The following is a 24,284-nucleotide window of genomic DNA, read 5'->3' as shown; positions in this document are numbered from 1 at the left end:
TTTAGCGCTCAAAATCCCCGCTCGCGCCGTTATCAATACCAAATCGGACATTACGACGAATTTACCTGCGTTGACCACTTCCCCTCGCCGTTAGCGGTGTTATGATGGCGGGAATTTTTACCTATCACGTTTTAAGCGTCATTGAGAGCCTGAATATGTTAAAAAAACTTCTCTTTCCGTTAGTCGCTCTGTTTATGCTGGCAGGATGCGCCACACCGCCGACGACCATTGACGTCGCGCCGAAGATCACCTTGCCACAGCAGGACCCGAGCCTGATGGGCGTCACCGTTAGCATTACCGGCGCGGACCAACGCCAGGATCAAGCGTTAGCGAAAGTCACGCGTAACAACCAGTTGGTAACGTTAACCGCCTCCCGCGATTTACGCTTCCTGTTACAAGAAGTCCTGGAAAAACAGATGACGGCGCGGGGCTATATGATCGGGCCTAACGGCGCGGTTAATCTGCAGATTATTGTTAACCAACTGTATGCTGATGTTTCCCAGGGCAGCGTGCGCTACAACATCGCGACCAAAGCGGATATCGCGATTATTGCGACCGCGGCAAATGGCAACAAGATGACCAAAAACTATCGCGCCAACTACTCTATTGAAGGGGCGTTCCAGGCCTCTAACCAGAATATTGCCGACGCGGTGAACAGCGTTCTGACCGATACCATTGCTGATATGTCTCAGGACACCAGCATTCACGATTTTATCAAGCAAAACGCCCGTTAATAGCAACAACAAGACCCGGCAGAAGCCGGGTCTGTAGATGCCTATGTCAAGTCAATATTTACGTATTTTCCAGCAACCGCGTTCAGCCATTCTGCTGATATTGGGTTTTGCCTCCGGTCTCCCGCTGGCGCTCACTTCCGGTACGCTACAGGCGTGGATGACCGTCGAGAATATCGATCTTAAAACGATTGGCTTCTTCTCGCTGGTTGGTCAGGCCTATGTGTTTAAGTTTCTCTGGTCTCCGCTGATGGACCGCTACACGCCGCCTTTTTTAGGTCGACGTCGCGGTTGGTTACTCGCCACCCAACTGTTGTTACTGGCGGCGATTGCGGCGATGGGCTTTCTTGAACCCGGCACGCAGCTACGCTGGATGGCGGCGCTGGCGGTGGTGATTGCTTTTTGCTCCGCCTCGCAGGATATCGTGTTCGACGCCTGGAAAACCGATGTGTTACCCGCAGAAGAACGCGGCGCTGGCGCGGCAATCAGCGTGCTTGGCTACCGGTTGGGGATGCTGGTTTCCGGCGGACTGGCGCTATGGCTGGCCGATCGCTGGCTCGGCTGGCAGGGCATGTACTGGCTGATGGCGGCATTGTTGATCCCCTGCATTATCGCCACCTTACTGGCGCCGGAACCGACCGATACTATCCCCTCCCCGAAATCGCTGGAACAGGCCGTCGTCGCGCCGCTACGCGATTTCTTTGGCCGTAACAACGCCTGGCTGATTTTACTGCTCATTGTGCTTTATAAACTGGGTGACGCCTTCGCCATGAGCCTGACCACCACCTTTTTGATTCGCGGCGTCGGCTTTGACGCCGGCGAAGTCGGTGTGGTCAATAAAACGTTGGGCCTGCTGGCGACGATCGTCGGCGCGTTATACGGCGGCATATTAATGCAGCGTCTTTCGCTGTTTCGCGCGCTGCTGATTTTCGGCATTTTGCAAGGCGCGTCCAACGCCGGTTACTGGTTGCTCTCCATTACCGATAAAAACATGTTCAGCATGGGCGCGGCGGTCTTTTTCGAAAATCTGTGCGGCGGGATGGGTACTGCCGCCTTTGTCGCCTTATTAATGACGCTATGTAATAAGTCGTTTTCCGCAACACAGTTTGCCCTACTGTCGGCCCTCTCCGCAGTAGGCCGGGTTTATGTTGGTCCTGTAGCGGGCTGGTTCGTTGAAGCGCACGGCTGGCCGACATTCTACCTCTTCTCGGTTGTCGCCGCCGTTCCCGGGCTGTTACTGTTGCTGGTCTGTCGGCAAACGCTGGAATATAGCTGGCAGAGCGAGCGTTTCATTCCCCGCACGCAATACCGTGGCACCTACAATTTCGCGCTTTCAATCCTGCTCGCGGGCGTCGCTTTGCTGGCGGTGTGGGTACTCCTGCTGACCATGAACGCGTTGGATTACACTAACTTTTCATTCCTGCCCGAATTGCTTGAGACTGCGGTAGCGATTGCCGTGTGCGGCATTGTCTTTGGCGGGTTGCTGGACTACCTGGCGCTACGAAAAACACGCCTGCTGTAAAACATTATTTGCCGTTGTAATAACGACCCGGAATTATAACGGCTAAATAACCATCAATTGATAAAAAATATATTTGTCTTTTTGTGCGCAACAGAATTTTGGAAATTATTGGTAATTTCTACGCTACCTATTTTCTTTACACGATTCAGCCGACTAAATTTAAATTTCTACCGTTGATTGTCCTTTTATTGATAATAAATTGTTAAGTAATTGTTTTATTTTTACATTGGTTATACCAATTATCCCTCAACATCCCACTTACAGACCTCATCCGTTATAACGCAAAGTTTCAACAGTGTCTTAAAGTTATTTCGACATACTTGGCAACATATGTGACACGCGCGGCAGAACTTGGTAACACAGAACCAATCATGTTTACAGTAATGCAACCTTACCGTAAAATGCCCCTACACTTTAAACGCCACCAGGTCCCGTGGAATTGAGGTCGTTAAATGAGACTCAGGAAATACAATAAAAGTTTGGGATGGTTGTCATTAATTGCAGGCACTGCATTACTCAGTGGCTGTAATTCTGCGCTGCTGGATCCCAAAGGACAGATTGGACTGGAGCAACGTTCGCTGATACTGACGGCATTTGGCCTGATGTTGATCGTCGTTATTCCCGCCATCTTGATGGCTGTTGGTTTTGCCTGGAAGTATCGTGCGAGTAATAAGGATGCGAAGTATAGCCCGAACTGGTCACACTCCAATAAAGTGGAAGCCGTGGTCTGGACGGTGCCTATCTTAATCATCATTTTCCTTGCCGTACTGACCTGGAAAACCACGCACGCGCTTGAACCAAGCAAGCCGCTGGCGCATGACGAAAAACCGATCACCATCGAAGTGGTTTCCATGGACTGGAAATGGTTCTTCATCTATCCGGAGCAGGGTATCGCCACCGTCAACGAGATCGCCTTCCCGGCGAACACGCCGGTTTATTTCAAAGTGACCTCCAACTCCGTGATGAACTCCTTCTTTATCCCGCGTCTGGGTAGCCAGATTTATGCCATGGCCGGTATGCAAACACGTTTGCATCTGATCGCCAACGAACCCGGAACCTACGATGGCATCTCCGCCAGCTATAGCGGCCCGGGCTTCTCTGGTATGAAGTTTAAAGCTATCGCCACCAAAGACCGCGCAGAATTCGACCAATGGGTCGCAAAAGCGAAGCAGTCTCCGAACACCATGAATGATATGGCGGCGTTCGAGAAAGTGGCTATGCCAAGCGAGTACAACAAGGTGGAATATTTCTCCAGCGTGAAACCAGATTTGTTCAAGGACGTTATTAACAAATTCATGGGCCACGGTAAGAGCATGGACATGACCCAACCTGAAGGTGAGCACAGCTCGCATGAAGGAATGGAAGGTATGGACATGAGCCACGCGGAATCCGCCAACTCCAAGGGTTGAGGAAGATAAGATGTTCGGAAAATTATCACTGGATGCAGTACCGTTCCATGAACCTATCGTCATGGTAACGATCGCTGCAATTATCGTCGGGGGACTGGCGATACTGGCAGCGATTACTTACTTCGGTAAGTGGACCTACCTATGGAAAGAGTGGTTAACGTCGGTTGACCATAAACGCCTCGGTATCATGTATATCATCGTCGCGATTGTGATGCTGTTACGTGGTTTCGCCGATGCCATCATGATGCGTAGCCAGCAGGCGCTTGCCTCCGCAGGCGAAGCGGGTTTTCTACCGCCGCACCACTACGATCAGATCTTTACCGCTCACGGCGTAATCATGATCTTCTTCGTGGCGATGCCCTTCGTTATCGGTCTGATGAACCTGGTGGTTCCGCTGCAGATCGGCGCGCGCGACGTTGCTTTCCCTTTCCTGAACAACCTGAGCTTCTGGTTCACCGTTGTCGGCGTTATTCTGGTTAACCTCTCGCTGGGCGTGGGTGAATTCGCGCAGACAGGGTGGCTGGCTTATCCGCCGCTATCGGGAATAGAGTACAGTCCCAGCGTCGGGGTCGATTACTGGATATGGGCGTTGCAACTCTCGGGTATTGGTACGACGTTAACCGGTATCAACTTCTTCGTGACGATCCTGAAGATGCGTGCGCCGGGTATGACAATGTTCAAGATGCCGGTCTTTACCTGGGCCTCTTTGTGCGCCAACGTACTGATCATCGCCTCTTTCCCGATTCTGACGGTTACCGTCGCGTTGCTGACCCTGGATCGCTATCTGGGCACCCATTTCTTTACCAACGATATGGGCGGCAACATGATGATGTACATCAACCTGATTTGGGCCTGGGGCCATCCGGAAGTGTACATTCTGATTCTGCCGGTCTTCGGGGTATTCTCCGAAATCGCAGCGACCTTCTCGCGTAAACGTCTGTTCGGCTATACCTCGCTGGTTTGGGCGACCGTCTGTATTACCGTACTGTCGTTTATCGTTTGGCTGCACCACTTCTTCACGATGGGCGCGGGCGCGAACGTTAACGCCTTCTTCGGTATCACCACCATGATTATCGCCATCCCGACCGGGGTGAAGATCTTCAACTGGTTGTTCACCATGTATCAGGGCCGTATCGTCTTCCATTCCGCAATGATGTGGACCATCGGCTTTATCGTGACCTTCTCGGTCGGCGGTATGACCGGCGTGCTGCTGGCGGTACCGGGCGCGGACTTCGTCCTGCACAACAGCCTGTTCCTGATTGCGCACTTCCATAACGTGATCATCGGCGGCGTGGTGTTTGGCTGCTTCGCAGGTATGACTTACTGGTGGCCGAAGGCGTTTGGCTTCAAGCTGAACGAAACCTGGGGTAAACGCGCCTTCTGGTTCTGGATTATCGGTTTCTTTGTAGCCTTTATGCCGCTGTACGTACTGGGCTTCATGGGCATGACCCGTCGCCTCAGCCAGCAAATTGATCCGCAGTTCCATACGATGCTGATGGTTGCCGCCGCCGGCGCCGCGCTGATTGCGCTGGGTATCCTGTGCCAACTGATTCAGATCTTCGTTTCTATTCGCGACCGCGATCAGAACCGCGATCTGACCGGCGACCCATGGGGTGGCCGTACGCTGGAGTGGTCAACCTCGTCTCCGCCGCCGTTCTATAACTTTGCCGTTGTGCCGCACGTTCACGAACGTGACGCCTTCTGGGAAATGAAAGAAAAAGGCGAAGCGTACCAACAGCCTGGACAGTATGAAGAGATTCATATGCCGAAAAATAGCGGTGCCGGTATTGTTATCGCCGCCTTCGCGACGGTATTTGGCTTCGCCATGATCTGGCATATCTGGTGGCTGGCGATAGTGGGTTTCGCAGGCATGATCATCAGCTGGATTGTAAAAAGCTTTGATGAAGATGTGGATTACTACGTGCCGGTCCCGGAAGTCGAAAAACTGGAAAACCAGCATTTCGATGAGATTACTAAGGCAGGGCTGAAAAATGGCAACTGATACTTTAACGCACGCGACTGCCCACGCGCACGAACACGGGCACCATGACGCAGGCCAGAACAAAATCTTCGGATTTTGGGTCTACCTGATGAGCGACTGCATTCTGTTCTCTATTCTGTTTGCTACCTATGCCGTTCTGGTGAACGGCACCGCTGGCGGCCCGACAGGTAAGGACATTTTCGAACTGCCGTTCGTTCTGGTTGAAACCTTCCTGCTGTTATTTAGCTCCATTACCTACGGCATGGCGGCGATCGCCATGCACAAGAACAACAAGAGCCAGGTTATCTCCTGGCTGGCGTTGACCTTCTTGTTCGGTGCCGGATTTATCGGGATGGAAATCTATGAATTCCATCACCTGATTGTTAACGGTATGGGCCCGGATCGCAGCGGCTTCCTGTCTGCGTTCTTCGCGCTGGTCGGCACGCACGGTCTGCACGTCACTTCCGGTTTGATCTGGATGGCGGTGCTGATGGTGCAAGTCGCCCGTCGCGGTCTGACCAGCACTAACCGTACCCGCATCATGTGCCTGAGCCTGTTCTGGCACTTCCTGGATGTGATTTGGATTTGCGTATTCACTGTTGTTTATCTGATGGGGGCGATGTAATGAGTCATTCTACCGAGAGCGGCGGCGCATCCCACGGCAGCGTAAAAACGTACATGACCGGCTTTATCCTGTCGGTCATCCTGACGGTTATTCCATTCTGGATGGTGATGACCGGCGCTGCCTCTCCGGCCGTTATTCTGGGATCTATCCTGGCAATGGCAGTGGTGCAGATTTTGGTGCATCTGGTGTGTTTCCTGCACATGAACACCAAATCTGATGAAGGCTGGAACATGACGGCCTTCATCTTTACCGTGCTGATCATCGCCATCCTGGTTGTGGGCTCCATCTGGATTATGTGGAACCTCAACTACAACATGATGATGCACTAAGAGCGGCGAGTATGATGTTTAAGCAATACCTGCAAGTAACGAAACCAGGCATCATCTTTGGCAACCTGATCTCGGTGATCGGGGGATTTCTGCTGGCCTCAAAGGGCAGCATTGACTATCCCCTGTTCATCTATACGCTGGTCGGGGTGTCACTGGTTGTGGCGTCGGGTTGTGTATTTAACAACTACATCGACAGGGATATCGACAGGAAGATGGAAAGGACCAAGAATCGGGTGCTGGTCAAAGGCCTGATTTCTCCTGGCGTCTCGCTGGTATACGCCACCCTGCTGGGTATTGCTGGCTTTATGCTGCTGTGGTTTGGCGCTAATCCTTTGGCCTGCTGGCTGGGGGTGATGGGCTTCGTGGTCTACGTTGGCGTGTACAGCTTGTACATGAAGCGTCACTCCGTCTACGGAACGCTGATTGGTTCGCTCTCCGGCGCAGCGCCGCCGGTGATTGGCTACTGCGCCGTAACGGGCGACTTTGACAGCGGCGCGGCGATTCTGTTGGCTATTTTCAGCCTCTGGCAGATGCCGCACTCTTACGCCATCGCCATTTTCCGCTTTAAGGACTATCAGGCGGCCAATATCCCGGTTCTGCCGGTGATAAAAGGAATCTCAGTCGCTAAAAACCACATCACGCTGTACATCATTGCGTTTGCCGTTGCAACGCTAATGCTAACGTTGGGCGGTTATGCTGGTTACAAATACCTGGTGGTCGCCGCGGCGGTCAGCGTTTGGTGGCTCGGCATGGCGCTACGCGGTTACAAAGTGGAAGATGATAAGGTCTGGGCGCGTAAGCTGTTCGGCTTCTCTATCATTGCGATTACCGCACTGAGTATCATGATGTCTGTTGATTTTATGGTGCCGAATTCGCAGAATCTGCTGACTTACGTCTGGTAAAGACTTTAGATGGCGTATCGCTTGATACGCCATCTTTCTTTTCGCGTTTAAATAAAAATTCCCGCCTTAAGAATGTCCATCTCTTTACCGTTAACAATCCCCGTCACAGCGGTTACGCTATAGCTATCAACATCGCAAAATTCCGGCTGATAGATAGGTTGTAATGTCGATTCACGTAGCGTATCAGACTTATACCCTTGTAAATTGCGGTTCTGCATATTTAGCCCAAAAGGCTCAAATGCGATAACCTGCTGTGACATCGCCCCGGCCTTATTTTTCAGCGCCAGTGAGACGCGTAAATTCTCTATACTGCTGACTCTATCCGTTTTGACGACAAACTCCAGCTCGCATGCATAGCCGCTGCCCTGACTCGCACCGAAAACACGATCACGATTGAAGGTTAACTTCGGCAAATTCTTTTCACGCATTGCCACAGCCTCAGCACGGGCCTGTCGGTCTTTTTCGCAGGTCACCTGAAAATGGGGATCGTCTGCAAAACTTGTTCGCCCCTGAGCAAACAACTCCGCTGCCTTCCGGCAGTCCGTGTCGACAAACTGACCGTTGGTATACATCCAGGCAAGATAGTTTAAAGCGCGAGACTTGCCCATCTTCGCCGCCCGTTCAAAGAATTCAAACGCCCGAGCGTAATCAAGCGGAACCCGCGTCCCGGAGTAATAGATCTCACCAAGATTTATGAGCGCATCGACATTACCCTGCGCAGCCGCCAACTCGTACCACTGCCCCCCCTTCTGCAGATCGCGCTTAATCCCTCGTTTTCCATTCAAGTAGAAGTAACCGAGTATATTCTGCGCATCAGCCTGGCCCAATTCAGCAGCCTTGCGGAACCATTGCAACGAACGCGCCTCTTTATCGTCGACCTCAACAAAACCAGAGTCATAGAGACTACCAACGATAAAGTTAAGTTCAGGGTCTCTCTCCTGCGCCCACAGCTCCGCAAGGTGCAGGATATCCGCCTTTGAATAACCCAGGCGCGTGATGCGCGCGGCCATCGCGCTCCCGCCGCCGGCATACTGGCGTAATGTTTCAATAAACCGGGAACGCTGAGTAATATCGCTTTCCGCGGCTTGCTTTGCCGTATCTATTTCGTCGGCTATCAGGCGCGTCACCGTCTGCGCATCAGTATCGATATCTGCTTTACTGGTTTTATCCGCAAGCTCTTTTGCCAAAACGTCATCCTGCATCACCCCCAGGCCATGCAGATAAAAATAACGAGCGTTGTAGCAGCCATAGGGTTATTCAACATGACAAGCCTGCTCATAATACTTGATAGCCTGTATCGTATCTTTCGGCACGGCAACGCCGTACTCATAAATAAACCCCAACTCCGCCAGCGCTTGAGCATTATTATCTTTGGCTAACGCTTTTAGCTCATTTAGCGCCTGAACATCTTTCTGCGCAATACGGCTATATAACGCGTCAATATCATCACCTGCCTGGCATACCGATGCGAAAGAAAACCCAAGCAGAAGCAAAAGATTCCATTTCCGCTTTATCATTTTTCATTCCCTTATTCTTTATCTAAAAAGTGCACACTGTCAGCTTTCAGCAAATCGACATTCTTACCGTTAATCGTTGCCGTAGCGGATTTCAGCGTAAAATGGATATCGCCGATCCCGTGACAAAAATCTTGCGTATACAGTGGGAGATCGTATGGGGTAATGAGAGGATCAACATCATGATTTTGCATATCTATCCCCAGAGTATTCAAACCGAATGGCGGAATCATCAACGTTTCCTCAGTTGCCATTCCATCAGCATTTTTCAGTTCAAGTGTAATATGCAAATTCGCCATGTTACGGATTTTATCTGTGCCAATCTGAAAAATTAATGCACATTCTTTCGGTTTAGCCGTTATCCCGCGAGAGAAAACACTCTCTTTTTTTAGGGTTACTTTGGGTAAAGCATCCGCGTTTTTTTTCGACTCTGAATATCCGCTGCGCACTTACTTAAAAATATTTTTTCCTCAACTTTCTTACCTACATATCGAGATGCTTTCTTGTAATACGACCAGGCTTTATCACAATCAGGTGCAGTACCTAAACCGTTATAATACATCCAACTCAACGGCATCGTTGAGCGCGAATTAGTACCATCATTTTCAACCTGCGTAAATAATGCCAGCGCTTTAGCGTAATCAGTGCGCCCTGTTGCACCAGAATAATAGATTTTACCTAACGCAATCTGTGCATCGCTGTCCCCCTGCTCAGACGCCTGCCCATACCATTTTTGCGCTTCCTGAATGTCTGGCTTAATCCCCCACTCATCGCCCTCTCCCCCCGAATAAATACCCCCCAAGAGAGATTGGGCCTCAACGACGCCTTTTTCCGCGGCGGCGCGAAACCATTTCAACGAGGCCGGCCTGGCTTTATAAGGCTCATCCACATAATGGCCAGAGAAATCATTAAGGGTGAGTAACCCCAGTTGATAATCCATTTGTGGATCGCCGTCCTGCCCCCATAGCGTAGCAAGGCGGAACGTTTTTTCCTGATTAAATCCGATACGACTAAAAAAAGCGCATCGCTCTCGGGTCTATTATTTAGAGCATGAATTAGTATACTAATAAATGCCGCCCGCTGCGATTTATCCATATCGGCCAATGCTTTCGCCACGTAAATTTCTTGCGAAAACTTGTCAATATATTCTTGCTCAATCAATAAATTATCCAGATTCATTTTTTTAGCATACTTATTGGCCTGAGCGCTATCTTTCGCCACTCCGTCGCCATGCTGATAAGCATACTTCACATTATAGCAACCGTAGTTACCGCCAAGCTCACAGGCCTGCTTATAATACTGCAACGCCTGTTCGCGATTCATCGGTACATTAAGGCCGTATTCATGGATAAACCCCAGTTCATCCAGAACCGAAGCTCTTTTTTCCACAGGCAAAGCATCAAAATCCTTCTGGGTAAGCGCAGCGTATTTTACATCATCTTTACTGTTGTTCTCTGATGCATTCACCTGGTTAGCAAATAAAACACCTGCTAAAATACATAATGATAAGAATTTAATTTTCACAACTAATTCACTCCTTGAATAATATAATAAATAAGACTGATGACTAACCTTCTGCCTGATAAACGCGCGCCATCACGCAGAAAGTTTGCTATCAGTCTCGGCGTTGTTGAATAAATCAAATTTTCAGGAGATGGACGGTTCTGATCATTGCCATCGTTTCAGAATCGGGTCCCTATGGCAAAGCAAAAGTTTAAAGTCACCCACTGGCCAGCCACACTCAGGCAGCGCGGTTCGCTGACAGTCTGACTTGACGAGCCTGCTATTGCTATATGAAGCAACAGCGTACACAGCCTGAAGGCCGTGGCTAACCGCTACACTATACTGAGATGGCTCAGATAGCCACTACAGCTCAAGGAGATCGGAATATGAATGAGCACAAGGCTATGCTGACTCTCCCGATCGCCCCTATCGTGTTAACAATTTATCTCTTTTTTAGCTCAACTGTTTCAAAAACATAATATTTGCTAATTAACCCTCTATTTACCCGGCACACTCCCCGCACTACACTACTCCCAGCTTTTATACAGAGGTGGCAATGAACGATTATAAAATGACGCCAGGGGAGCTGCGCGCCACATGGGGTTTAGGGACCGTCTTTTCGTTGCGTATGCTGGGCATGTTTATGGTTCTACCAGTACTGACCACATACGGTATGGCGCTACAGGGCGCCAGCGAAGCATTAATCGGCATTGCGATCGGTATTTACGGGCTGGCGCAGGCTATCTTTCAAATTCCCTTTGGGCTGCTGTCCGACCGCATTGGCCGTAAACCGCTGATTGTCGGCGGACTGGCGGTATTTGTCGCGGGTAGCGTCATTGCCGCGCTCTCCCACTCTATCTGGGGCATTATTCTGGGGCGAGCGCTACAGGGGTCCGGCGCTATTGCCGCCGCCGTCATGGCGCTCCTGTCTGATCTGACCCGAGAGCAAAACCGCACCAAAGCGATGGCGTTTATCGGCGTCAGCTTTGGTATCACCTTCGCGATTGCGATGGTATTAGGGCCGATTGTTACCCATAGTCTGGGATTGAACGCGTTGTTCTGGATGATCGCCGCCCTCGCCACCCTGGGCATTCTTCTGACGATCTGGGTGGTTCCCAACAGTACCAACCATGTGCTGAATCGCGAATCCGGGATGGTCAAAGGCAGCTTCAGTAAAGTGCTGGCGGAGCCGAGGCTGCTCAAGCTCAACTTCGGCATCATGTGTCTGCATATTTTATTGATGTCCACCTTTGTCGCCCTGCCCGGCCAGCTTGCCGATGCCGGTTTCCCTGCCGCCGAACACTGGAAGGTGTATCTGGCAACCATGGTGATCGCCTTTGCCGCCGTCGTGCCTTTTATCATCTATGCTGAAGTCAAACGGCGGATGAAGCAGGTATTCCTGTTCTGCGTGGGGCTCATTATCGTCGCAGAAATCGTGTTGTGGGGAGCGGGCCAGCATTTCTGGGAGCTGGTGATTGGCGTACAACTCTTTTTCCTCGCCTTTAATCTGATGGAGGCGCTGCTGCCTTCGCTTATTAGCAAAGAGTCGCCCGCGGGGTATAAAGGAACGGCGATGGGCGTCTATTCTACCAGTCAGTTTCTTGGCGTGGCGCTTGGCGGCTCGCTGGGCGGCTGGATAGACGGCACGTTTGATGGGCAAACCGTTTTCCTTGCCGGGGCCGTACTGGCGATGGTATGGCTGGCGGTGGCAAGTACCATGAAAGAGCCGCCCTATGTCAGCAGCCTGCGTGTGGAAATTCCAGCGGATATCGTTGCTGACGACAGGCTAAAACAGCGACTGTTGGCAATGAAAGGCGTAAGCGAAGCGCTGATCGTGGCGGAAGAGCATTCCGCTTACGTCAAAATCGACAGCAAAGTGACCAATCGCTTTGAAGTTGAACAGCTTATCAGCAAAGGATGAATGCAGCATTGCCGGATGGCGGCGAGGCTCTATCCGGCATAACAACTTAATCGCGGAAGTTTTTGAACTGGAACGGCTGGCCTAAATCGTCGCCGCGAACCAGCGCCATTACCGATTGCAGATCGTCACGTGATTTGCCCGTCACGCGAATCTCTTCCCCCTGAATTTGCGCCTGCACCTTCAGTTTGCTGTCTTTAATCAGCTTGACGATTTTCTTCTGCACGGCGCTTTCAATGCCCTGCTTCAGCTTCGCTTCCACATACCAGGTTTTACCGCTATGCACGAACTCGTCCGGTACATCCAGCGAAGCGCCTTCAATACCGCGTTTAAGCAGCTTGGCGCGCAGAATATCGAGCAACTGATTGACCTGGAAATCGGACTCGCTCAGCACCTTGATGGTTTTATTGGCATCGTTCAGTTCAATAGTCGCCTCTACGCCACGAAAGTCAAAACGAGACTCAACCTCGCGAACCGCGTTATCCACGCCGTTACGCGCTTCCTGCAGATCAACTTCAGAAACAATATCGAAAGATGGCATCTTTTCTTCTCCCTTCATTTTCGTTGCGTTGCATAATACCTGCAACGAGGCTTAACGAGAAGCTTAGCTGATGACGCTATAATTAGCGCCATAACACCTGGCGCTGTTGCAGGTGAGGAGGAACAATGAAAATTACTGTACTGGGATGCGGAGCCTTAGGACAACTTTGGCTTTCGGCACTGTGCAAACATGGACATGACGTACAGGGCTGGCTACGGGTGCCACAACCTTATTGCAGCGTAAATCTGATCGATACCGATGGTTCCTTTTTCAACGAATCACTGACGGCAAACGATCCGGATTTTTTGGCGAAGAGCGAACTGTTGTTAGTCACGCTGAAAGCGTGGCAGGTTTCCGACGCAGTACGAACCCTGGCGTCAACCCTACCGGTGACGTCGCCTATCCTGCTCATTCATAATGGAATGGGAACCATAGAAGAACTGCAAAGTATCCAACAGCCGATGTTGATGGGGACTATCACCCATGCTGCGCGCCGCGACGGTAATATCATTATTCATGTCGCTAACGGTACTACGCATATTGGCCCGGCGCGCGAGCAAGACGGCGATTACAGTTATCTCGCCGAGATCCTGCAAGGGGTACTGCCCGATGTCGCCTGGCATAACAATATCCGCGCAGAGATGTGGCGCAAACTGGCCGTCAACTGTGTTATCAACCCGCTCACCGCGCTTTGGAACTGCCCGAACGGCGAGCTGCGCCATCATACTGATGAAATCAACGCGATTTGCGAAGAGGTCGCCGCCGTGATTGAACGTGAGGGCTACCACACATCGGCAGACGATTTATGCTATTATGTTGAGCAAGTGATTGACAGTACGGCAGAAAATATCTCATCCATGTTGCAGGACGTGCGCGCCATGCGCCATACCGAAATTGACTACATCACCGGTTATTTACTCAAGCGCGCCCGCGTGCACGGTCTCGCCGTTCCGGAAAATAGCCGCCTGTTTGAAATGGTAAAGCGAAAGGAGAGTGAGTATGAGCGCTCAGGCACTGGTATGCCTCGCCCCTGGTAGTGAAGAGACCGAAGCGGTCACCACTATCGATCTGCTGGTTCGCGGCGGAATCCACGTCACTACCGCCAGCGTCGCCAGCGATGGCAACCTGACGATTGTCTGCTCGCGCGGCGTGAAGCTGCTGGCGGATGCGCCGCTGGTTGAAGTTGCCGACGGCGATTATGACATCATCGTGTTGCCCGGCGGAATTAAAGGCGCCGAGTGCTTTCGCGACAGCCCGCTGCTAGTCGAAACCGTAAAACAGTTTCACCGCTCCGGGCGCATTGTCGCAGCCATTTGCGCCGCAGCCGCTACAGTGCTCGTGCCGCACGATATCTTCCCTATCGGCAATATGACCGGTTTTCCGGCGCTGAAAGATAAGATCCCCGCCGAACAGTGGCAGGATAAGCGTGTGGTGTGGGATGCGCGGGTAAAATTATTAACCAGCCAGGGACCGGGTACCGCTATCGATTTTGGCTTGAAAATCATCGACCTGTTGGTTGGTCGTGAAAAAGCGCATGAAGTGGCTTCGCAACTGGTGATGGCGGCGGGGATTTATAACTACTACGAATAAGAATGATTGCCGGATGGCGGCGTAAACACCTTATCCGGCCTACAAAACGGTACAGTCTGTAGGCCGGATAAGCGGCAGCGCCATCCGGCAGTTATTTTACGGGCGTTCGCCCTGCGCCAGACGCGCATTAATATGCGCAATCACCTCAGGTAAATCCGCCAGTGAATCCACCACGTAATGCGCCCCGGCGGCGTACAGCTTGCTGGCCGCGTGCTCGCGGCGGACCGCAACGTCCTCTTTCGACATTGTCTGATAGGCGTCCCATGTTGCGCCGAATTCGTTACCCGATACCGCCAGCCCCACCGTCCACATCCCCGCGTTAAGCCCCTCGCTAATGCCCGGCGCGGCATCATCTACCTTCACGCAGTGCGCGACCGCATCAATGCCCAGCGCAATCACGTTTTGCAGCGCCATCCACGGCCCCGGGCGACCACCCGCGACCAGGTCGTCCGTTGCCACCCAATGATCCGGACGATAACCATGCTCAGCGGCGGCGGGAACCAGGCGCTCCATCACCGCTCGTGGGTAACCGGAGCAGGAGCCTATCTTGATACCCTCGGCTCGTAGCGTCGCGATCGTGTCGATAACTCCGGCAATAGGAGAAGAAAAATCGACAACTTTAGCAATCTGTAACGGCATGAAAGCGGCGTAGATGGCATCAATATCTGCTGCGCTCATGGCGCGGCCAAACTTTGCCTGCCAGCGCGCGTCAACAGTAGGTAATTTTCCCAGCGCTTCAATGTGTTGCCATTTACCCAGCCCCATTGGCACGCGTGCTTCGGCGAGGGTGATCTCCACATCAAATGCCTGACGGAACGCCTCGACGAAAATTTGCGTCGGCGCGAAGGAGCCAAAATCGACGGTGGTGCCCGCCCAGTCGAGAATAACAGCGTGAATACGGTTCATCATGGTTCCTTATTTCGTCCAGTACATGGCGGTACGAATGGCGGTCAGCAGGGCAGTGATATCGGCGGCATATACTTCGCCAATGTTGCCGATGCGGAAGCAGTCGCTTTGCGACACCTTGCCTGGATAGATAACAAAGCCCTGCTCTTTGAGGCGGCGATAAAATTCGCTAAAGCGATACTGCGGGTCTTCCGGTGAATAAAAGGCGGTGATAATGGGCGAATGAAGCTCGTCATCCAGCAGCGTGTTAAAGCCCAGCGCCCGCATTCCGGCCACCAGGCTGCGCTGATTTTGCTGATAGCGTTGATGACGTGCCGCCACGCCACCTTCTTTCGCCAGCTCTTTCAGCGCCTGTGCAAACGCCAGGACGGTATGTGTGGGCGAAGTAAAACGCCATTTGCCGTGGTTATCCTCCATGCAGCGCCACTGGGCGTAGAGATCTAACGACAGCGAGCGGGAACGCCCTTTGCACGCGGCCAGTTTTTGCTCGCGGGCAATCACAAAGGCAAAACCCGGCACGCCCTGGATGCATTTATTAGCGGAGCTGATCAGATAGTCGATGTGTAATGCTGCAATATCCATGGGGATGCCGCCGAAGCTGCTCATGGCGTCAACGATGTAGGTTTTGCCATAGCGATGCGCCAGAGCGCCAACCTCATCAATGGGGTTGAGCATCCCGGTGGTCGTTTCGCTATGCACCATGGCGATATGGCTGATCGTCGGGTCGGCGTTGAGGATCGCGTCGATCGCCTGCACGTTCGGGCGCGCAACTTCGCCGCAGTCGTAAGCGTGATGGGCGATACCCATAAGGCCGGCCATCTCGACCATTCGTGCGCCGTATGCACCGTTGCTGACGATCAGCACCTTATCCTGCGGCCCCAATGCGCTTCCCAGTACGGCTTCCACAGCATAGCTGCCGCTGCCTTGCAGCAGTACGGAGGTGTAGCCTTCGGAGGCCGTTGCCAGTGCGGTCAACTGCTGGCGGATCTGTTCTACCACGCCGATATTGTAATCATCATCCCAGGTACAGCTATCGAACAACATCGCTTCTTTCACGGTGCGAGAGGTGGTGAGTGGGCCAGGGGTCAGCAACAGATAGTTACGCGAAGTCATATCATTTACCTTTGGTCTATACCAGATTGCATTTATCATGACGATCTTTGCCGCGATGGGTCAAAGAGAAAATCGCGCTGCAACAAAAAATTCATCTCTGCTTGTATAATGGCGGCAGGTAAAACGGAAGCGAGTAAGCATGAAATCTATCCCGGGCGATATCCCGCAGTACCTGTTGATCAAGGCGCAGCTTCAGGCGCGTATTCAGAGCGGTGCGTTGAAAAGCGGTGATAAACTGCCGTCTGAACGCGAACTGTGCGCGATCTTCAACACCACGCGCATTACTATTCGCGAAAGCCTGGCGCAGCTGGAGTCCAGTGGGCTTATCTGGCGCGCCGATCGTCGCGGTTGGTTCGTTACGCCGGAACGCCTGTGGCTGGATCCGACCCAGAACACCAACTTCCATAAGCTTTGCCGCGAGCAGGGGCGGGAGCCAAAAACCGCGCTACTGAGCGGCGTGTTAACCACCGTGCCTGTCGAGGTCATGGAGCCCCTCCAGCTCCAGCCGTTTGATCAAATCTATCTGCTGACCCGTCTGCGTTACGCCGATGGCCGCGCCGTGTGCTACTGCGAAAACCATTGTTTGCCCGCCCGCGTGCCTGAGCTGCTGCAGTACGATCTCAACGGCAGCCTGACCGAGGTATACGAGTCGCACTACAACCTCGTCTATACCAGCATGCATCTGTCGTTCTACCCCACCGCCATGCCTGCGCAGGCCGCACAGGCGCTGGGAGTTATGGAAGGACGCCCGGCGCTGTTGCTGCGCCGTCTGAACTACGATCAACACGGGCGAGTGCTGGATCTGGATATCGAATACTGGCGTCACGACAGCCTGCGCATTGAGGTAGATACCCACTAGCGGGTGCGCCGGATGTTGGCTGCGGGCCTTATCCGGCCTGTCAATCGTATCGTCTCACGGCTATCCCGATAAGCGCAGCATCATCCGGCGTGGACTGATTTATTTCTCTTTCATCGTTTTGTCATATAAGCCGTTTAGCGTAAAAAGCAAACCTGGTATAGGCCAGAAAATGCAACGTACGCTATGAGGCTATTACGATGAAACTTTCCCGACTTGCTCTGCTGTCTGTCTTCGCTCTCGCCAGCGCCCCGTCATGGGCGGAATCAGTGGTCACGGTGTACTCCATCGACGGGCTGCACGATGGCGATAACAGCTGGTACCAGGTGCAGTTTGACGCGTTCACCAAAGCGACCGGCATTACCATACGCTATGTTGAAGGCGGTGGTGGCGTGGTAGTGGAACGTCTGGCAAAAGAGCGTACGAATCCACAGGCCGACGTGCTGGTAACCGCGCCGCCATTCATTCAGCGCGCCGCCGCCGAAAAGCTGCTGGCGAACTTTAACACCGACGCCGCCTCGGCTATCCCCGATGCCAACAACCTTTATTCGCCGCTGGTAAAGAATTATCTGAGCTTTATCTACAACAGCAAGCTGCTGAAAACTGCCCCGGCGAGCTGGCAGGATCTGCTTGACGGTAAATTCAAAAATAAACTCCAGTATTCCACGCCAGGTCAGGCCGCTGACGGCACGGCGGTAATGCTGCAGGCTTTCCACAGCTTCGGCAGTAAAGATGCCAGTTTTGCGTATCTCGGCAAGCTGCAGGCCAATAACGTCGGGCCATCTGCCTCTACCGGCAAGCTAACCGCGCTGGTTAATAAAGGTGAAATCTACGTCGCTAACGGCGACCTGCAAATGAACCTCGCGCAGATGGAACGTAACCCGAACGTGAAAATCTTCTGGCCGGCCAACGACAAAGGCGAGCGCAGCGCGCTGGCCATCCCTTATGTCATTGGCCTGGTCCAGGGGGCGCCGCAGAGTGAAAATGGTAAAAAGCTGATTAACTTCCTGCTGAGTAAAGAAGCGCAGACTCGCGTCAGCGAACTCTCCTGGGGAATGCCGGTACGCAGCGACGTGACGCCGAGCGACGAACATTACAAGGCCGCCACTGCCGCGTTAGAAGGCGTGCAGAGCTGGCAGCCAAATTGGGATGACGTAGCCGTTTCGCTGTCGGCAGATATTAGCCGTTGGCACAAAGTGACCGAAAGCGAGTAAGCCTGATGCTGATGAAAACGACTGCCGTTCACGCCCCTGCATCGCAGGGGACATCGGGGATAGTCCTCGACTCGCTGCGTGTTGCGTATCACGGCAACGTGGTGCTTAAACCGCTCTCTTTGACGATTGAACCTGGCGAAGTGCTGGCGCTGATTGGCCCATCAGGATCTGGAAAAACGACGGTGCTGCGTGCGGTGGCGGGCTTTGTGCAGCCTGCAGGCGGTCGTATCCTGATTGGCGATACGGACGTCACCCATCTGCCACCCTATAAACGCGGGTTGGCGATGGTGGTGCAGAACTACGCCTTGTTCCCGCATCTGAAAGTGGAAGACAACGTCGCTTTTGGTCTGCGTGCGCAGAAGCAGCCAAAGGCGCTAATTAATGAGCGTGTCACGCAGGCGCTGAAGACAGTTGGCATGAGTGATTACGCCACCCGTTATCCGCATCAACTTTCTGGCGGCCAGCAGCAACGCGTGGCCATCGCCCGCGCGATTGCCGTGCGCCCGCGCGTGCTGTTGCTGGATGAACCACTGTCAGCGCTGGACGCACAGATTCGTCATAATATGGTGGAAGAAATCGCCCGTCTTCACCGTGAGCTGCCGGAACTCACTATTCTCTACGTCACCCACGATCAAACGGAAGCGCTCACCCTGGCCGATAAAATCGGCATTATGAAGGATGGCTCGCTGATTGCTCACGGCGAAACCCGCGCGTTATATCACCATCCGCCCAATCGTTTTGCCGCCGAATTCTTAGGTCGCGCCAATATTCTCTCCGCCATCGCGCTGGGGATAACGGAGGTTCCGGGGCTGGTGGACGTCAGCTGCGGCGGTGCGGTGATTCGCGCGTTCAGCCAGGGCAGCCACCACGGTTACAACAAACTGCTGTGCATTCGTCCTCAGCACCTCAGCCTAACGCCGCGTTCGGCCTACAGCAACCGCTTCAACGCCACACTGCAATCGGTGCACTGGCAAGGCGATTTAACCCATCTGTTGTGTGACGTTGCTGGCGAAACGGTGCGGATGGTGTTGACGCATGTCAATCCGCTGCCGCGCGTGGGCGACAAGCTGGCGCTGTGGTTCGAACCGGATGATGCGGTCCTGATTGAGGTATAACCATGTCACTCATTTTACCTCTGGAAAAACCGGCGCTTAACCTACGCCCGCTGCTGTGGCTGTTGCTCCCGTTGCTGGCGCTGGCGACGCTGTTTTTCTGGCCTCTGTCGCTCATCGTTGAACAGGCGCTACGCGGTGCCAATGGCGAGATCGGGCTCGAGACCTTCCGCCAGGTGGTCGACTCGAAACGCTTTGTCGGCGCGTTGCTGAACACGTTGCAAATCGCCTTTTTCGCCACCGCCGGTTGCCTGCTGCTGGGCAGCGTGATGTCGCTGATTCTGGTGTTTATTCCTTTCCCCGGCAGCGAGTTGATTGGTCGGGTCGTCGATACTTTTATTGCGCTGCCGACCTTCCTGATTACGCTGGCGTTCACCTTTATTTATGGGTCAGCGGGTCTGCTCAACGGTGCGCTGATGAGCCTGTTTGCCTTTGAGCTACCGCCGGTGGATTTTCTCTACTCGATGCAGGGTGTCATTCTGGCGGAGATCACGGTGTTCACTCCGCTGGTGATGCGGCCACTGATGGCCGCGCTGCGGCAAATTGATAAAAGCCAGCTAGAGGCAGCCAGCATTCTGGGGGCACACCCGTTACGGGTGATTGGGCAGGTGATTTTCCCGGCGGCGCTACCGGCGCTGATGGCTAGTGGCAGCCTGTGCCTGCTGTTGACCACTAACGAGTTCGGCATCGTACTGTTTATTGGCGCGAAAGGGGTTAACACCCTGCCGATGATGGTTTACAGCAAAGCGATTCTGGAGTCCGACTATACGGTCGCCTGCATGATTGCGTTGATTAACATTGTCTTGTCGCTGGGGCTGTTCTCCCTCTATCGCCTGGCGGCATCGCGTACCGGCGTAAGGAGCCAGCCATGCTAATTTGGTCACCTAAAGGACGCGCAGCGGCGGGCGTTGTGGCTAGCGTACTGTTTATCGTGTTCTTTTTCCTGCCGCTGGCGGTGATTCTGATGTCCAGCCTTAGCCAGCGGTGGAACGGTATTCTGCCGAGTGGCTTCACGCTGAACCACTTTGTTAACGCTCTGCACGGTGCGGCATGGGATGCCCTACTTGCCAGCCTCACGATTGGCTTTTGCGCCAGCCTGTTTGCGCTGCTTTGCGGCGTTTGGGCGGCGCTGGCGTTGCGTCAATATGGGGTGAAAACGCAGAAATGGTTAAGTATGGTGTTCTATCTGCCGAGTGCGATTCCGTCAGTGTCCGTGGGCCTGGGCATTCTGGTTGCTTTCAGCCAGGGGCCATTGCAAATGAACGGCACCCTATGGATTGTGCTGACAGCGCACTTTGTGCTGATTTCCGCCTTTACCTTCAGTAACGTGTCGACCGGACTGGCGCGCATTTCCGCCGATATTGAAAACGTCGCGTCGAGTCTGGGGGCATCGCCCTGGTATCGTCTGCGTCACGTGACGTTGCCGTTATTGATGCCGTGGATGGTGTCAGAGCTGGCGCTGAGTTTATCGCTCTCCATGGGGGAGTTGGGCGCGACGGTGATGATTTATCCACCGGGCTGGACGACGCTGCCGGTAGCTATCTTTAGCCTGACCGACCGTGGAAATATCGCCGACGGCGCGGCGCTGACCATTGTGCTGGTGGCCATTACGCTGCTGCTGATGATGAAGCTGGAGCGCATTGCAAAACGGTTGGGGTAGAAATAAAACGGTAGGCCGGGTAGGACATAGCCGCCACCCGGCAAAGGAATTACGGGCGATACACCTTCACATTGGCAAACCCCTGCTCGCGCAGATAGAGCGCCTGCAGGCGACTCATTACGCCGCGTTCGCACCATAGCAGCCAGGTTTTGCTCTGATCGAGGTCGCCAAATTTAGTGCTCAGCTTGTAGAAAGGCAGCGAAACGACGTCGACGCCTTCCACTTTCAGCGGCTTGTCATCCTGCTCATCGACAGAACGGATATCCAGAATCACATCGTTGGCGCCAAAACCGCTCACGGTTTCAACTTCCACCACCTCCTGCTGGGTCTGCTGGGCGATTTCACGAATATCGACGTTGTTCGCTTCTTCTACCACCTTATCGAGAATACTGAAGTCGAAATTTTCTTCTTCGGCTTCAATTTTCGCTTTAATGGCTTTCACCGTCGGACTTTTTGAAATCACGCCACAGTATTCCGGCATCGTACGGGCAAAATCTTCCGTACCAATCTGGCGCGCCAGGTTGATAATGTGCTCTTTATCGTAAGAGATCAGCGGGCGCAGGATCAGCGTGTCAGACACGTTATCGATCAAGCGCAAGTTGGTTAGCGTCTGGCTGGACACCTGGCCCAGCGCTTCGCCGGTCACCAGCGCCTGTACGCCGTAACGTTCCGCCACTTTCGACGCCGCGCGTACCATCATACGTTTGAGCACCACGCCCATCTGGCCGTCGTCGACTTTCTCCAGAATCTCGCCGACCACTGGTTCAAAGTTAATCGCCACAAAACGCACGCGATGGGAGCTGCCAAAGCGGTTCCACAGGTAATGCGCCACCTGGCGAACGCCGATTTCATGCGCCGCGCCGCCGAGGTTAAAGAAGCAGTAGTGTACGCGACAGCCGCGACGCATCAGCATATAGCTGGAGACGCTGGAGTCAAAACCGCCGGAGATCAGCGACAGCACGTCTTCCTGGGTGCCAATCGGGAAACCGCCAATACCTTCATAACGCCCTTTGATCAGCAGCAGGCGATCATCTTCCACTTCCAGATGCACCGTCACATCCGGGTTAGTGAGCTTCACGCGCGCTGATTCAATATGCTGATTTAATCCGCCGCCAACATAGCGCTCCACTTCAATGGAGCTAAACTCATGCTTACCGCGACGTTTTACCCGCACGCAGAAGGTTTTGCCTTCAAGCTGTTCGCGATACTGCGCCAACGCTTTCTCGAAAATGTCGTGCATATCGGTGAACGGCACATCTTCGACTTCAAGAATATGGTGAATCCCCGGGATGCGGGTCAGCGCGTCGCGAATCGCCAGACGCTGGTTTTCATCTTTGGCGCGAACTTCAATGTTATCCCAGTGACGGACAACCGCGAGGGTCTCATCGTAGTGCTTTAAAACGTTACGGATGTTCCCGGTTAAAATTTTTATAAAGCGCAAACGCACAGATTGGCTTTTGATAGTGATTTCCGGGAACAATTTAATGATAAACTTCATGGCGGTAATGGTTCTTTAGCAAGCTATCTAAGGCTTGTCGTGGAGAAATAGTACAGCAGCCCATACCTACGGCTGCATCCAGGCGCGGAAGTATATCACCATCACGGACATCTTGCGCATTTCCCCTTACCATTGCGCGTTATTTGCTTATCAGTGCGAGTCCGTTACCATAGACTTGTGCTGCCATTACAGAGAGTCAAACAGTCATCATGCCGAAGAAAAATGAGGCGCCCGCCAGCTTTGAAACTGCGCTGAGCGAGCTGGAACATATTGTTACCCGCCTGGAAAGCGGCGATTTGCCGCTGGAAGACGCGCTGAATGAATTCGAGCGCGGCGTACAACTGGCGCGTCAGGGGCAGGCAAAACTGCAGCAGGCGGAACAGCGCGTGCAAATTTTGCTGTCTGATAATGAAGAGGCTTCACCTGAGCCTTTTATCGCGGATAATGAGTAAATGGACTTTACGCAGCAGCTACAGGCTTGCGTAACGCAAGCGAATCAGGCGCTGAGCCGTTTTATCGCGCCACTGCCCTTTCAGAACACTCCCGTGGTCGAAGCCATGCAGTATGGCGCATTATTAGGCGGTAAACGCCTGCGGCCATTTCTGGTTTACGCCACCGGTCAAATGTTTGGCGTCAGTACGGCAACGCTGGATGCGCCAGCTGCGGCGGTCGAATGCATTCATGCCTATTCGCTGATCCATGACGACCTGCCAGCAATGGACGATGACGATTTGCGTCGCGGCCTGCCGACTTGCCATATTAAATTTGGCGAAGCCAACGCAATCCTGGCGGGAGACGCGTTGCAAACGCTGGCGTTTACCATTATCAGCGACGCGCCGATGCCGGAAGTCGCCGATCGCGATCGTATCGCGATGATCGCCGAACTGGCAAACGCCAGCGGTATCGCCGGTATGTGCGGCGGTCAGGCATTGGATCTGGCGGCAGAAGGCCAGCGGATCACTCTGGACGCGCTGGAACGCATTCATCGCCATAAGACCGGCGCGCTCATTCGCGCCGCCGTTAGACTTGGCGCGTTGAGCGCGGGCGATAAAGGACGGAATACTCTGCCGATACTTGACCGCTATGCAGAGAGTATCGGCCTTGCCTTCCAGGTTCAGGATGACATTCTGGATGTGGTGGGCGATACTGCAACGTTAGGTAAACGTCAGGGCGCAGACCAGCAGCTTGGCAAAAGTACCTACCCTGCACTTCTGGGTCTTGAGCAAGCCCGGAATAAAGCCCGGGACCTGATAGAGGACGCCCGTCAGTCGTTACATCAGCTGGCCGCGCAATCACTGGACACCTCGGCACTGGAAGCGCTAGCGAACTACATAATCCAGCGTGATAAATAAACCCCATA

General features: G+C 53.3%; 23 protein-coding genes and 2 pseudogenes. 18 read left to right on the top strand and 7 right to left on the bottom strand.

Annotated features, from left to right (window positions below):
- Positions 1-155: 155 nt before the first annotated feature.
- The 7 genes from AAYN39_RS14165 to cyoE all read left to right on the top strand — a co-directional run bounded on the left by AAYN39_RS14165 (position 156) and on the right by cyoE (position 7,499).
- Complete coding sequence (locus AAYN39_RS14165) at positions 156-734, top strand: lipoprotein (RefSeq protein WP_001539323.1); 579 nt, start codon at positions 156-158, stop codon at positions 732-734.
- 43 nt (positions 735-777) lie between these two features.
- Positions 778-2,253 carry a muropeptide MFS transporter AmpG gene (ampG, locus tag AAYN39_RS14160; RefSeq protein ID WP_000098484.1) on the top strand — a complete coding sequence of 492 codons (1,476 nt, stop codon included), beginning with the start codon at positions 778-780 and terminating at the stop codon, positions 2,251-2,253.
- Between the two features lie 452 nt (positions 2,254-2,705).
- Positions 2,706-3,662, top strand: a complete 957-nt coding sequence (gene cyoA / locus AAYN39_RS14155; RefSeq protein WP_001239449.1) for a cytochrome o ubiquinol oxidase subunit II — start codon at positions 2,706-2,708, stop codon at positions 3,660-3,662.
- A 10-nt stretch (positions 3,663-3,672) separates the two neighbouring features.
- The gene (cyoB, locus tag AAYN39_RS14150; RefSeq protein ID WP_000467158.1) at positions 3,673-5,664 is read left to right on the top strand and encodes a cytochrome o ubiquinol oxidase subunit I; all 1,992 of its coding nucleotides are present in this window, start codon (positions 3,673-3,675) and stop codon (positions 5,662-5,664) included.
- Entirely contained in the window at positions 5,654-6,268 is a 615-nt protein-coding gene (locus tag AAYN39_RS14145) for a cytochrome o ubiquinol oxidase subunit III (RefSeq protein WP_000179831.1), read from the top strand. The genes cyoB and AAYN39_RS14145 overlap by 11 nt, the downstream gene beginning before the upstream one ends.
- Complete coding sequence (locus tag AAYN39_RS14140) at positions 6,268-6,597, top strand: cytochrome o ubiquinol oxidase subunit IV (RefSeq protein ID WP_000019878.1); 330 nt, start codon at positions 6,268-6,270, stop codon at positions 6,595-6,597. The genes AAYN39_RS14145 and AAYN39_RS14140 overlap by 1 nt, the downstream gene beginning before the upstream one ends.
- A gap of 11 nt (positions 6,598-6,608) precedes the next feature.
- Positions 6,609-7,499: a heme o synthase gene (gene cyoE / locus AAYN39_RS14135; protein ID WP_000971351.1), complete on the top strand. Its 891-nt coding sequence runs from the start codon at positions 6,609-6,611 to the stop codon at positions 7,497-7,499.
- Positions 7,500-7,546: 47 nt separating this feature from the next.
- Here the strand turns inward: cyoE and AAYN39_RS14130 are convergent, their stop codons facing one another.
- From AAYN39_RS14130 to AAYN39_RS14120, 3 genes and pseudogenes are all read right to left on the bottom strand, one after another.
- The gene (locus AAYN39_RS14130; RefSeq protein ID WP_223229652.1) at positions 7,547-8,686 is read right to left on the bottom strand and encodes a tetratricopeptide repeat protein; all 1,140 of its coding nucleotides are present in this window, start codon (positions 8,684-8,686) and stop codon (positions 7,547-7,549) included.
- A 66-nt stretch (positions 8,687-8,752) separates the two neighbouring features.
- Positions 8,753-9,016, bottom strand: coding sequence for an SEL1-like repeat protein (locus AAYN39_RS14125; RefSeq protein WP_000595917.1), 264 nt, complete (start codon positions 9,014-9,016; stop codon positions 8,753-8,755).
- 11 nt (positions 9,017-9,027) lie between these two features.
- Positions 9,028-10,537, bottom strand: a pseudogene (locus tag AAYN39_RS14120) (SEL1-like repeat protein).
- Positions 10,538-10,711: 174 nt separating this feature from the next.
- Between AAYN39_RS14120 and AAYN39_RS14115 the strand changes: the two are divergent.
- Together AAYN39_RS14115 and AAYN39_RS14110 are read left to right on the top strand one after the other, a co-directional pair.
- A pseudogene (locus tag AAYN39_RS14115) lies at positions 10,712-10,842 on the top strand (IS5/IS1182 family transposase); the annotation flags it as partial.
- A gap of 230 nt (positions 10,843-11,072) precedes the next feature.
- Positions 11,073-12,437 (top strand): MFS transporter, encoded by a 1,365-nt coding sequence (locus tag AAYN39_RS14110; RefSeq protein ID WP_001000935.1) that lies wholly within the window; start codon positions 11,073-11,075, stop codon positions 12,435-12,437.
- A gap of 46 nt (positions 12,438-12,483) precedes the next feature.
- Here AAYN39_RS14110 and AAYN39_RS14105 read toward each other — a convergent pair whose 3' ends face one another.
- Positions 12,484-12,975 (bottom strand): YajQ family cyclic di-GMP-binding protein, encoded by a 492-nt coding sequence (locus AAYN39_RS14105; RefSeq protein ID WP_001138911.1) that lies wholly within the window; start codon positions 12,973-12,975, stop codon positions 12,484-12,486.
- A 125-nt stretch (positions 12,976-13,100) separates the two neighbouring features.
- Here AAYN39_RS14105 and panE point away from each other — a divergent pair, with 125 nt between their 5' ends.
- Complete coding sequence (panE, locus tag AAYN39_RS14100; protein WP_000705822.1) at positions 13,101-14,012, top strand: 2-dehydropantoate 2-reductase; 912 nt, start codon at positions 13,101-13,103, stop codon at positions 14,010-14,012.
- Positions 13,975-14,565 (top strand): protein deglycase YajL, encoded by a 591-nt coding sequence (gene yajL / locus AAYN39_RS14095; protein WP_001275809.1) that lies wholly within the window; start codon positions 13,975-13,977, stop codon positions 14,563-14,565. Before panE ends, yajL begins: the two co-directional genes overlap by 38 nt.
- 96 nt (positions 14,566-14,661) lie before the next feature.
- Here yajL and phnX read toward each other — a convergent pair whose 3' ends face one another.
- Both phnX and phnW read right to left on the bottom strand, forming a co-directional pair.
- The gene (gene phnX / locus AAYN39_RS14090; RefSeq protein ID WP_001079741.1) at positions 14,662-15,471 is read right to left on the bottom strand and encodes a phosphonoacetaldehyde hydrolase; all 810 of its coding nucleotides are present in this window, start codon (positions 15,469-15,471) and stop codon (positions 14,662-14,664) included.
- A gap of 9 nt (positions 15,472-15,480) precedes the next feature.
- Positions 15,481-16,584 carry a 2-aminoethylphosphonate--pyruvate transaminase gene (gene phnW, locus AAYN39_RS14085; protein WP_000203965.1) on the bottom strand — a complete coding sequence of 368 codons (1,104 nt, stop codon included), beginning with the start codon at positions 16,582-16,584 and terminating at the stop codon, positions 15,481-15,483.
- Positions 16,585-16,723: 139 nt separating this feature from the next.
- Here phnW and phnR point away from each other — a divergent pair, with 139 nt between their 5' ends.
- The 5 genes from phnR to phnV all read left to right on the top strand — a co-directional run bounded on the left by phnR (position 16,724) and on the right by phnV (position 21,426).
- Complete coding sequence (gene phnR, locus AAYN39_RS14080; protein WP_000836268.1) at positions 16,724-17,443, top strand: phosphonate utilization transcriptional regulator PhnR; 720 nt, start codon at positions 16,724-16,726, stop codon at positions 17,441-17,443.
- A gap of 197 nt (positions 17,444-17,640) precedes the next feature.
- Positions 17,641-18,654, top strand: coding sequence for a 2-aminoethylphosphonate ABC transporter substrate-binding protein (gene phnS, locus AAYN39_RS14075; protein ID WP_000778002.1), 1,014 nt, complete (start codon positions 17,641-17,643; stop codon positions 18,652-18,654).
- Positions 18,655-18,659: 5 nt separating this feature from the next.
- Positions 18,660-19,769, top strand: coding sequence for a 2-aminoethylphosphonate ABC transport system ATP-binding subunit PhnT (phnT, locus tag AAYN39_RS14070; protein ID WP_000928794.1), 1,110 nt, complete (start codon positions 18,660-18,662; stop codon positions 19,767-19,769).
- A gap of 2 nt (positions 19,770-19,771) precedes the next feature.
- On the top strand, positions 19,772-20,641 hold the full coding sequence (phnU, locus tag AAYN39_RS14065) for a 2-aminoethylphosphonate ABC transporter permease subunit (protein WP_000052708.1): 870 nt from the start codon (positions 19,772-19,774) through the stop codon (positions 20,639-20,641).
- Positions 20,635-21,426, top strand: a complete 792-nt coding sequence (gene phnV / locus AAYN39_RS14060) for a 2-aminoethylphosphonate ABC transport system, membrane component PhnV (RefSeq protein WP_000909802.1) — start codon at positions 20,635-20,637, stop codon at positions 21,424-21,426. The genes phnU and phnV overlap by 7 nt, the downstream gene beginning before the upstream one ends.
- Positions 21,427-21,475: 49 nt before the next feature.
- Here phnV and thiI read toward each other — a convergent pair whose 3' ends face one another.
- The gene (thiI, locus tag AAYN39_RS14055) at positions 21,476-22,924 is read right to left on the bottom strand and encodes a tRNA uracil 4-sulfurtransferase ThiI (protein ID WP_000668658.1); all 1,449 of its coding nucleotides are present in this window, start codon (positions 22,922-22,924) and stop codon (positions 21,476-21,478) included.
- A gap of 209 nt (positions 22,925-23,133) precedes the next feature.
- Here thiI and xseB point away from each other — a divergent pair, with 209 nt between their 5' ends.
- Positions 23,134-23,376, top strand: a complete 243-nt coding sequence (gene xseB / locus AAYN39_RS14050) for an exodeoxyribonuclease VII small subunit (protein WP_001124944.1) — start codon at positions 23,134-23,136, stop codon at positions 23,374-23,376.
- Positions 23,377-24,276, top strand: a complete 900-nt coding sequence (gene ispA, locus AAYN39_RS14045) for a (2E,6E)-farnesyl diphosphate synthase (RefSeq protein WP_000348078.1) — start codon at positions 23,377-23,379, stop codon at positions 24,274-24,276.
- The last annotated feature ends 8 nt before the right edge of the window (positions 24,277-24,284 follow it).

The sequence above is a fragment of the Salmonella sp. K21076 genome, assembly GCF_039650795.1.
Lineage (GTDB): Bacteria > Pseudomonadota > Gammaproteobacteria > Enterobacterales > Enterobacteriaceae > Salmonella > Salmonella enterica.
The sequence above is the reverse complement of the archived record's forward strand: the minus strand, read 5'-3'. Positions and strand labels throughout refer to the sequence as shown.